The sequence below is a fragment of the Streptomyces sp. NBC_00557 genome (genome assembly GCF_036345995.1).
Taxonomy (GTDB): Bacteria; Actinomycetota; Actinomycetes; order Streptomycetales; family Streptomycetaceae; genus Streptomyces.
Genome location: NZ_CP107796.1, coordinates 8573564 through 8584175, shown reverse-complemented (window position 1 = coordinate 8584175; position 10612 = coordinate 8573564). Strand labels below are relative to the sequence as shown.

The following is a 10612-nucleotide window of genomic DNA, read 5'->3' as shown; positions in this document are numbered from 1 at the left end:
GTGGCTTCCACCGCTGACGACCTGCGCAACAGCCTCGTCGACGAGATCCTCCGGGACGTACGCCTGACGGCCGACGTCGAACGGGTCATGCGCACCGTGCCCCGCGAGGCGTTCCTGCCCGGCATCCGCCTCGAAGAGGCGTACGCCGACCAGGCCGTGTCCATCAAGGAGAACCCCGTCGGTGGCCCTCTTCCCCTGTCGTGCGCGTCGGTGCCGTCCGTCGTCGGCATTATGCTGAGCCAGCTCCAGGCCCAGCCCGGCGACAACATCCTCGAGATCGGCGCCGGAACCGGCTACAACGCCGCACTGCTCGCTGAACTCACCGACGAGCACGGGCACGTCACCACCATCGACATCGACTCCGATGTGGCCCTGCACGCGCGCACCATGCTCGACCGGGCCGGGTACCAGCGCGTCCACGTGATGGAGCGCGACGGACTCCTCGGGGCGCCGGAGAACGCACCTTACGACCGGATGCTCGCCGCCGTCGGCCTGTGGGACGTACCCGCCGCATGGTGGGAGCAGCTCAGGGAGGGCGGCCGACTCGTCGTTCCGCTCCGCTGGCGCGGTCAGACCCGGTCCGTGGCCCTCACCCGCCACGGCGACACCCTCGTCTCGGAGGGGATGGAGCTGTGCGGCTTCGTCCCGATCATCGGGCAGGACAGCGAGAAGACGACACCGCTCAACGCTGATGGCACGATCCGGGTCATCCACGACGAGGACCAGGCCGTGGACGCTGCCGCGCTCGGCGACAGCCTGTCCAACACCACCGCTGTCGAGGTCATGTCCGAGCAGCGGATCGGCGGAGCGGAGTCGTTCGACGGGGTGTGGCTGCGGGCCACGGCCACGGACGACAGGGTGTGCCGCCTGCAGGTCACGCCCGATGCGACCGCTCGAGAACTTATCTCGCGGCCGGCGGTCCCCGTCCGCAGCCCGGTCCTCATCGACGGGGACTCCCTCGCCTACCTGATCGTGCGCCGGGAAGGCACCGACGACCAGCGGCCGCACCGGCTCGGCGCGGCCGCGTACGGGCCGCATGCTGAGAAGCTCGCACAGGACCTCATCGCGCACATTGAGGCCTGGGGCGGCGCACGCACTGTGGTTCCCCACCTGACCATCACCCCGGCGAGCACCGACGTAGCCGCCGGGCCGGGACACGTCATCACCAAGCTGGAGAGCCGACTCACGCTGACCTACTGACTACCGCAACGGGCGCCCTCCCTCTCGAGAGGCGCCCGCTTCCGTCCACGTGCCGGCGGACGTGTAACAAGAGCACGGCCGTTGACGTCCGGGCGGTGAAGGGGTTGGCCTTTCAGAGGGCGTTTGTGCAAGTTAAGCCCTGCATGCGACTCTCTTCCCTGGCCTGCTCTGCAGGCTACATCCCATATGTGGTAAATGACCTTCTCAAGGGTGGTGGCTCGGCCATCCGTCTCGTTCGGTTGTATACCTGGGAGTCCGTCTGGTTTGAAGATGCCGCGGAATCGCCTGATGGGCAGCGGAACCGAGCACTCCGGCTCGCTCGTGATCACTGCCATGATCCACCTTGCCATGACCAACCTGATGGCCCGCCGCCTTACCGGCGAAGCCACCATCTCCTGGCGCGACCCGGCACCCCGGGATTAAACACAAATTCCGAGATGAAACATCGGGAGGAAACGGCTTCGGAGCGAGCCCAGGCGTACACCCGCGCTGCCGACACAAGCGGCACACGGTGGGTTTCCCCGTTTCCGTTGAAACACGCAGCCACATGCGGACCGAGAACCGAAAACTTAGGGAGTGTGCGTGAACTTGTCAAAGTCGTGCGGGCTAGTGGGAAACGCCGAGGACAAGATGTCTGACTGGATGTCGCCTTCCAGTACGGCAGTCAAGTATTGGGCGAATCCGAGTTCGTGGAATTCCCAGCCCTCCCCGCGTGCTTCGTTGATCAGTACCGCGTAGTCGTCGGGTTCTTGCCCGGGGAGGATCCGCCAGAAGAGCCACTCGCCGTTGTCTGTGGTGCCCCAGGGGATGATACGGCTTCCTTCCGGCTCGAGCTCGGCGGGTTTGTCTTCGAAGTCGAAGATGTCTTCGTAAGCCTCTTCCCGCTCGGCGGCCAGTTTGGCGAGGTCGTAGTGCTGGTTCGGAGAGGACGGTGCGAGGACGTACAAGTAACTGTCGATCCTGCCGCCACCGACTTGCTCGATGAACTCCTTGTAGTCGGCGGGAAGCCGCACCTGAAGTTCCGACTCGACACCAGACCAGTCCCGCTGCTGTGCGTCTGATGTGTCCGCTCCCAAGATGCCGATCAGGCGCCGTACGTGCTCGTTCACTTCACCTGTCCTTCCAATCAGCGTTTTGGTTCGTTGGGGATGTAAATGCGGTTGGTGCCAGTGGTTGCACCTTTGGGCATGAACTGGAATCCGTCGGAGCCGTGTGCCTCCAGCCAGACGCCTTCGGGGACGACACTGTCTCCCTTGTAGACGGGAGTGGCGGAGTATTCAATCACTTCTCCCTTGTCTACAGCCTTGCGTACCTGGGTTTCGTAGCGTCTCATCATGGGACTGTTGGCGTAGGAGTGCATGGTGACAAAGTTCCGCGGGTCTTTATTGGATCCGCCGATCTGGGCCCCCAGTAGGTGAGCCCGGTTGAATCCCTTGTTGCTCTGCCAGCCGGCCGGGTCGACTCTCGGGTCGGTCTTTCCGCCCATCATGTTGCGGGTGAGGGTAGCAGTGACGCCTTGGGCCCTTCCGCCGGGACCGAGTTCCCGGTAGTGGACGCGCCCGCCCCAGGTGACGTCGTCCTCGTCGCAGGGCGTCAGGCCGAGCGGGTCGAACTGCTCATGGGGGTTGGCCACGTAGGCGAGGGGGTTGGGCGCGGGGACAAGGCCCAGGGGGTCAGGTGAGGTGTAGCGGGCGGTTTCGGGGTCGTAGTGGCGGAAGTAGTTGTAGTGCAGGCCGGTTTCCGGGTCAGCGTACTGGCCGGGGAACCGCAGGGGGGTGTAGGCGGTGGCATTGGTGTTCCAAGCGGTCGTACCCCATACCGTGGTACGGGTCTGCCAGGCAACGCGGCCTTGTTCGTCAACGAGTTCGGTGGGGGTACCGATCAGGTCGGTGACGATGGCAAAGAAGCGGGTGTCGAACTCGTCCTGAGTACGGGGCTTGCGTTCGTACTGTGTCACGGGACGGTACCCGTCGTATTCCCATGACACGAGGGTGCCGGTGCTGATGTTGGCTTCTTCGGCCAGCCGGGTGCCGTCCCAGGAGAAGTGGATCTCTTCTGCGACCTGGCCTTCTGCGGTGAGGCGACATTTGGCGGTGCGTCGCCCCAGCGGGTCGTAGCGGTACTGCCAGACGGTGCCGTCGGGGGTGGTGCAGGTGGTGAGCCGGCCTTCCGGGTCCCAGGTGTAACGCCAGATGTCTGGCTTATGGGACAGGCGCTTCTTGCGTCGTTCGACCACCCGGCCGGCCTCGTCGTAGCGGTAGGTGGTGCGTCCCGCGGCCAGCATCATGGTGCGTTCCAGCGCACGTTCACCTGCAGCGTCCGGTGCGGCAGGGCCAGCTGGCCAGTCGGCGAAGGTCTGGTTGCCCGCCGAGTCGTAGCGGTACGCCTCGGTCTGGTGAGAGCCACTGGCGACAGTCAGGGGGCGGCCCATCGGGTCCAGCTGGAACTGCGTGGTCCGGCCGGTGGCGAGGTCTGTGATGCCGGTCAGCATGCCGTCGGCGCGGTAGCTGAAGTGGCGGTCGCGTATTCGGCGATCGCCGGCATGCAGCGTCTGGTTGGTCAGGTGGCCAAGCTCGTCCCACTGCGATGTGATCCCGGCGTGGTCACTGAGGATCCGCTTTATCTCGCGGCCCAGCAGGTCATGTTCGAAGGCCAACTGGTGAGCTTGGCCCAGTTGAAGGCCGGTGTGGTTACCGACGGCATCCCAGGTTTTCTCGCTGACCGCTCCGGTGGGAGTGGTGCGTCCGGTGCACTGTCCGAGTGCGTCGTACCGGTAGCGCATGGTGCGCCCGTCGACCGTCTCGGCTAGCACACGTCCAGCGGCATCGTAGGTTCGGGTCAGCTCTGAAGTGGCGGTTCGGGCGTGCTCCAGCCGTCCGGCGGCGTCGTAGGAGTAGTTGGTGCATGCACCGTCCACGTCCTTGGTGACGAGTCGGCCGACCACGTCGTAGGTGAATGTCCAGGTGCGGCCATCCGACATGCGTCGTGAGGCCAGTTGCCCGGCGGCATCGAAGGCGCTGGTGATGGTCCGGCCGTCGAAGTCGGTCTCCGAGAGGAGTTCACCGCGCTCGTTGTAGCGAAAACTCCAGGTCAGACCCGCGGGATTGGTGACAGCCGTGAGTCGCCGTTCGGTGTCGTAGGTGAAGGTGTACGTGGATCCGTCCGCCAGCACACTCGAGCGCAGCAGGTCGAAGGGGCCGTAGGTGTGGCGGGTGGTTGTGCCGAGCGAATCCGTGTGCTGCAGGCAGTTGCCCTCGCCGTCCCAGCGCCACGTCTCGCGCGAGCCGTCGGCCGCAGTGCGTTCGAGGAGGCGGCCCTCTGCATCCCAGACGAGGGACGTCGTGGCGCCGAGAGCGTCGGTCAGCGAGACGACCCGGCCGAGCACGTCGCGATGGCACTCCGTGCGAGCGTCACGGGCGTCGGTGAGGGCAAGCGGCAGTCCGGCCGGATCGGCTTCGATCGTCAGTACCGCCCCCAACGCGTCCGTCACGGTGGCGGGCGCACCCGTCGGGTGGTGGGTGTAGCGGGTGACGGCACCATCCGGGCCGATGACCAAGGTGCGGTTGCCGCGCTCATCGAATTCCTGGCGGATTTGTGAGCCGTCCGGGCCCGTCCACCGGGTCGGCAGGTGGAGGTCGTTGTACTCGGTTCGGCTGGTGGCACCGTCGGGAGCGGTGACCGTGACAAGGTCGCCGACGGCGTCCCACTCCCAGCGGGTCGTGCGTCCGAGCGGGTCGGTGCGGGAGAGCAGGTGGTCGTGGCGGTCCCACTGCTGGGTGGTGGTATGTCCGAGCGGGTCGGTGACACTGATGATCTGGCCGCGACGGTTGGCGCGGTAGATTGTGGAGTTCCCGAGAGAATCGGTGTAGGTGGCGGTACTACTGCCGTCCTCCTGTACGTCGCCGTACTCGAGTCGGGAGTTGAGGATTCCGTCGGTGCCGCGGGTTTCGATCACACGGCCAGCGGCGTCGTACACGTAGGTGAACTCGGTGCCGTTGGAGTCGCGCCAGCCGGTGATGCGATGGGTTTCGTCATAGCTGAAGGCTGTCGCGGCGTCGACCGCGTTGCGTACCTCGGCAAGGTCCCCGGCTTCGTTGTAGCTGAAGGCGCGCAGCCGGAGTGCAGCGTCATCGGTGAGTGCCGACAAGCCGGTGACGCGATCGCCTTCGGGGCTGGTGTCGATCTTGATGCGATAGCCGCCGGTGTGAGTGACCATGGTCGGGACGTCGCGCTCGTCGCGCTCCACCGTGACGGTGTTGCCGTTGCGGTCCTCGATGCTGACCAGCCACCACACGCCGTTTCGCACCGCGGAAGCCTCGAAGTGGCGTATGAGCCCGGTGCGGGGGTCCTCTGCTGTCAGCACATACGTGGTGCCGCGCGTGACGTAGGTGAGCGGTAGCTGTGCGCCTTCCGCGGGGCTCACCCGGTCGCCTGGCAGATCGGGCAGTCGTGGGTAGGCGAGGGAGGAGCCGTCTTCCCGGTGCCACCAGTAGCCGCCCAACGCGTCGTCCTTCTCCAGGCGCTCGTCGAGCGTGCAGGCCCAGGAGGGACCGAAGGATCGGCCGATGACGTAGCCGGACAGGTGGGTGCGCCACAGGACCAAGGGCAGTACACCCGGCAGTTCCACATCAGTTTGGGCCAGAATCATCTGGCCGGTGGCCATGTCGATCGGGTCGCCACACGTGTGCTTGTTCTCCAGCGCGCGAGCCTGCTGGGACAGCTTGGCCGAGTCGATCTTCAGGTCCTGTTCCAGCTTGCGCCCGGAGGCGGGAGTGCCGCCGTGGCCCGAGCCAGCGCCACCGTCTCCTTTGGGCGTATGGATGCCGTGGAGCCGGTCCCCGATGTCGAGATCATTGTGCTTGTGCAGCCGGGAGGCCGCCCTCACCCGGTCCGGTACCGTCTCCGTGATGTGCTTGGCGATCTTGCCGAGGGCCTTCTCGGAGCCGTGCAGCGCACCTTCCAACACCGAGTCGAAAGCCCGGGTGAAGGGGTCCTTGCCCTTGGTACGGCCGAAGAAGCCCTTGGCCCGGCCCAGCGGGGCCGCGCTGTTCAGGTGCAGTTCGCTGCCGTGGAAGGAGACCTTGCCGGCGCCGCTCTCGAACTCCTCGTGGTCGATGAACAGATCGGCGCCGCCCGCACCACCACCGCCCGCCGAGTCGAGCACGAAGCCGCCGCCCACGCCGCCCGCCGAGGCCAGCTGCATGCCACCGTGCCCATGGCCGCGACCGTGCCCTCCGCCCTCACCACCGCCGGCGTGCGGGCCCGCGCCGGCCGGGTCGGGAGGCAGGGAGAAGGCGTCGTTCGCCAGGCTCAGCACCGCGTCCTCGACCATCGCCTCCAGCTTGGCGTTGACCGGCTCGGTGACCTTGGCGATCAGCTCGTTGACGATCTGGTCGGCGGCCTCGTCGATGATGCGTTTCACCAGCTGGCGCATGGCGGTGACCTCCGCCGCGCCGAGCACGGCGGACAGGCCGCCGGTGAGGAAGGCCGCGCCGATCGACAGGCCCACCGAGCCCGCCATGACGGCGAGTTCGGCCTCCGCCTTCGTCTTCATCCCGAAAATGATGTCCGCGACCACGTCACAGGCGTCGGCGAACAGGCGGGCCAGCTCCGGAATCTTGTCCAGGTGGCCGGCCTTGACCTGGTTCCAGTGGGCCTGCATCGAGTGCACGGCCCACCCCTTGGACGAGGCGAGGATCTGCTCCACCGCCTTGTGCGCGTCCGCGCCGTGACCCTCGAACTTGTCGGCGAACTCCCGCATCGCCGTGGCCATATGGCGGTAGTCGTCCTCGTCCACGTTCGGGAAGTGGATGCCTATGTAGTCCAGGACCTGGTCCAGCCAGCCCGGAATCGTGTAACCCATCCCCGTTCCTCCCCCGGCCGCCTGCTTTGGGCGCGCTCACTCAAACTGCCGTTCCGCGTCGCGGTTGAGAACCTTAGTAGCCGTCAGTCACACCCGTGCAAGTCGCACCACCACATCAATGCACGTCAGTACCGGTTTGCTGGCCAAAAACCACCGTCGGCTGGCCACTTCATGTCTTCGCCGTGCAACACACCACACATGGCGGTACGTCGGGCTGCCTTCCGTCGCACCGCGCGCGAGGAGTGGTCGGCTGCCGAACCGTTCACGCTGCCGCCGATCCCGACGACCGCCGGCCCGGCCGCGTGCTCGCGCATCCTGAGCGAGCACGCGGCGGCATGTGAGGACGAGCGGAAACGGCGGATCGAGGACGCGATCCGCGCCCACTTCAAGGAGGCCCGTCCGAGTCACGAGCCGCCCGCGCGCAGACGCGAGGACGCCTGGAGGCCGTACACGCCTCCATCTGCTGTGCGTTCAGGCGCAGCGCCCAGCGGTTGCCGGGCCGGTCGAAATGCGCTGCGCGGACCCGCTGGGCCAGGCCCTCGGCCGGCGGCACGCGCAGCAGGGCTCCGATCCTGACGTACACGCGCATTGGCGTAATTTGGTGAGACCCGGCAGGGGGCGGTTCGCGTGTTGATTTACGAGTATCTTCCGCATGAGCTTGCCCGCCTCGGTGTGGTCGCGAGTGGAGCCGGGCTCGATCCCCACCAGGTGGATGCGCAGGTACGTCTGGCTCGAGAACGCGCCCAGAAGGCGAGGACGGCCCTGCACGAACCGCATCGCTTGAGCGAGCTGTTCATCGCGGAACTGCGACACCTTCAGTGGGAACGGATCGCCGGCCTCATGGCCAAGGAGCGGATGGCCGCGTACGCGCCCGCCCGTGACTCGCGTGCCGTCCGCTACGAACAGCAGCGTCTGCAGTGGCTGATGAAGGATGTGGCCGAGGCCGAGCTTGGGTGATCACCATGGGCCGTCACATCCTCCACCTGGCTTCGGCCTCCCGGCCGCACCGGACGCCGAACTCCCCGAGCGGCTGCGCCGCCTACTCGAAGGCATCACGCCTCGCGCGCAGATGATCGCCGGTACAGCTCGGAGGCCCGTGTGGCGCTGCACCACATCCGTTCCGGGACCGTGACCGAGGAAGACCTCAACCGGCTGGCGCGCCGTACCCAGGCCATCGAAGCAGCCCCGTTGATCATCGACGACTCCGCTGAACTGACGTGCCTTGAGATCCGCTCCCCTACGCGCAGGATGAAGCAGTCCCAAGGCCTTGCCCTGCTGATCGTGGACTACCTTCAGCTGGTGAGGACCGGCGGCCGGCGCACGGAGAGCCGCCAGCAGGAAGTCTCCGACATGTCCCGCGATGAAGCTTCTCGCCTAGGAACTCGAGATGCCCGTCAGCGCCCTGTCCCAGCTGAACCGCGGCCCCGAGCAGCGTACGGAGAAACGCCCCCAGGTATCCGACCTGCGTGAGTCCGGATCCAACGAGCAGGACGCCGACATGGTGATCCTTCTGCACCGGGGGGGCGCTTACGAGAAGGAGCCCCCGCGGGCCAGCGAAGCCGACATGATCGTGGGCAAGGACCGCAACGGGCCCACCGCCGTCCTCACTGTCGCCTTCCGGGGGCACTGCAGCCGCCGGGGTCGACATGGCGCAGACGGGACCGCCCAGCACGCCCGGCCGGACAGGTCCGGGTTGTCAGCAGCCGTCGATATCCTGATGAACTCACCTGGAGGGGACGCCATGGGGAAGCATGAACGCCGCAGGAAACGCCAGAGGGCCGCAGCAAAGCAGCAGCAGCCCGCGAATCGGGTGCTGTACCCGAACGCGGAGCAGCCGCTCCTGGAGGTCCACATCCAACCCGGCACCCCGGACGACGTCGCCGCCATGTGCCGCCAGTACTGGGAGTTCACCACCCCCGGACAGTGGACCAGGCACGTCTCGGCGATCGGCTCCACCTCCCTGGTGTACAAGGCTGTCCGCGGAGCGTGCCGGGCCGAGATGCTGAACGTGGTCTGCCCCAAATGCGCGGCCCCCACCTTGGTGACCAGCCGGTCGGACATGGCCGCAACCGTCTGCTGGGGACCGGACTTCCCGACCGAGCCGGTCGAAGCGGCCAAGGAGTGCCCGTCGTGCGCGGCTGCGGAGGCTGCCGCGCGCCGGGCTGAGGCCGAGCGCGCCAAGGAGGAGCAGCAGCGGCAGAACCAGAACCGGGTCGATGCCGCCGGCGCCTGGCTGCGAGAGCAGGCGGAGCGGGACGTCCCCGACGCCTACCCCAGCCTCGTCGGCGCGCTCACGCTGCTGTCCATGGTGGAGATCATGCAGCGGAAGGACACCGAGACGATCGGCCCGCTGCAGGACTTGAACTACACGCTCACCGCTTCACCCAGCACCGACATCGACGTCTTCCGCACCCTTCACCAGGACCGTTGGATCTGCCCCACCACCCCTGCCACCACCGACGACTTCGCCTTCGATGGCGACACCGTCCGCGGCGTGTACATCACCCAGATCCCCTGGAAGCTCGCCCCATCCCTGGGCGGGAAGATAACCGCACGCCGTGAGATCACCGACCTGATGAGCCGCATGCTCCGCGACCGGGCCGACAAACTCCGGCAGCAGGTGCAGCAGCTCGAGGCTGGCATGGCCGTCGACTACCTCGAGGGCCTCCTGACCCGGAAATACAACGAGGAACCCATCCCTGAGCACCGGCTACCCGACGCCTACGAGATGTTCCTGGGCGCCCTTCACGAAGGGTTCACGCTGGGACAGCTCGTAGCCATCGCCTGGAGTTCTGCGGCCGGCTCCGTCGCCTGGGGGCAGCGCACACCGGGGCTAAAGCCGGGCAGCGTATCCGCCGCGTCCGTCACCAGCCTCGAGCGCCGCATCGGCTACGCCCGTGACCGCCGGATCGAGGAGTACGACGTCCCCAACTGGGTGCCCCGGCCCGCGATCCACGCCACCGCGCTGCGTCTCCTCAAGCAGCAGGCATCGGAGATCGACGCGCTCAGCCGCTTCCGTACCCTCAAGCAGCGCACGGACAGCAGGGCCCTGGAGGCCGCAGAGCTGGACGGTGATATCGAGGACCTGGGCGAGGACCAGAAGCTCGGCGAAACCATGGATTCCTGGCTCGAGGACCTCCGCGCCGGCCGCAAGCGCGAGTCGAACGAGCCGCCCATCACCTACGCCCTCGTCACGCCCGACGGGAGTCTGGAGTTCCACTCCGAGCCCGTCGACCAGATGCGCTTCAAAGTCGGCGAAGCTGGAGCCGGGCTCGTAGACCGGATCACCCTGCCCGATCCCTCCCCCGTGCACGCCTACGTCGGCGAGCTTGTGAGGGCATCGGATGAACTGGCCAACCCGGTAGCGGACGAGATGCTGCGCCTCCTGGACTGCCACGACGGCCCCTTCTACGGGCCCATCTCCTTCTTCGCTGTCGGCCCCCGCAGCCCGCGACCGCGCAGCCTGGACGAGGACCAGCAGGAGATGCTCCGCGCGGCGCACGAGGTAGCCCGTAGCCGAGCCGGGCTGAACTGAGCAGCCGTTTGGTG

General features: G+C 67.0%; 5 protein-coding genes and 2 pseudogenes. 5 read left to right on the top strand and 2 right to left on the bottom strand.

Annotation, left to right across the window (positions count from 1 at the left end; translation table 11 throughout):
* Positions 1 to 1200: a methyltransferase, FxLD system gene (gene fxlM / locus OG956_RS38405; protein ID WP_330342602.1), complete on the top strand. Its 1200-nt coding sequence runs from the start codon at positions 1 to 3 to the stop codon at positions 1198 to 1200.
* A 330-nt stretch (positions 1201 to 1530) separates the two neighbouring features.
* Positions 1531 to 1623: pseudogene (locus OG956_RS38400) on the top strand (IS5 family transposase); the annotation flags it as partial.
* 146 nt (positions 1624 to 1769) lie between these two features.
* Here OG956_RS38400 and OG956_RS38395 read toward each other — a convergent pair.
* Positions 1770 to 2309: an SMI1/KNR4 family protein gene (locus OG956_RS38395; RefSeq protein WP_330342601.1), complete on the bottom strand. Its 540-nt coding sequence runs from the start codon at positions 2307 to 2309 to the stop codon at positions 1770 to 1772.
* Positions 2310 to 2326: 17 nt separating this feature from the next.
* A complete protein-coding gene (locus OG956_RS38390) occupies positions 2327 to 7063 on the bottom strand; it encodes an RHS repeat-associated core domain-containing protein (protein WP_330342600.1) in 4737 nt (1578 codons plus the stop codon).
* 627 nt (positions 7064 to 7690) lie between these two features.
* Between OG956_RS38390 and OG956_RS38385 the strand changes: the two genes are divergently transcribed.
* From OG956_RS38385 to OG956_RS38375, 3 genes and pseudogenes are all read left to right on the top strand, one after another.
* Positions 7691 to 8020: a hypothetical protein gene (locus OG956_RS38385; RefSeq protein ID WP_330342599.1), complete on the top strand. Its 330-nt coding sequence runs from the start codon at positions 7691 to 7693 to the stop codon at positions 8018 to 8020.
* A 117-nt stretch (positions 8021 to 8137) separates the two neighbouring features.
* Positions 8138 to 8721: pseudogene (locus OG956_RS38380) on the top strand (DnaB-like helicase C-terminal domain-containing protein); the annotation flags it as partial.
* An 83-nt stretch (positions 8722 to 8804) separates the two neighbouring features.
* Positions 8805 to 10598: a hypothetical protein gene (locus tag OG956_RS38375; protein WP_330342598.1), complete on the top strand. Its 1794-nt coding sequence runs from the start codon at positions 8805 to 8807 to the stop codon at positions 10596 to 10598.
* Positions 10599 to 10612: the final 14 nt, after the last annotated feature.

What these genes read in the sequence shown, in the direction of transcription:
- OG956_RS38390 (WP_330342600.1), bottom strand. Translation starts at nt 7,063, where the DNA reads ATGGGTTACACGATTCCGGGCTGGCTGGACCAGGTCCTGGACTACATA.
- OG956_RS38375 (WP_330342598.1), top strand. Translation starts at nt 8,805, where the DNA reads ATGGGGAAGCATGAACGCCGCAGGAAACGCCAGAGGGCCGCAGCAAAG.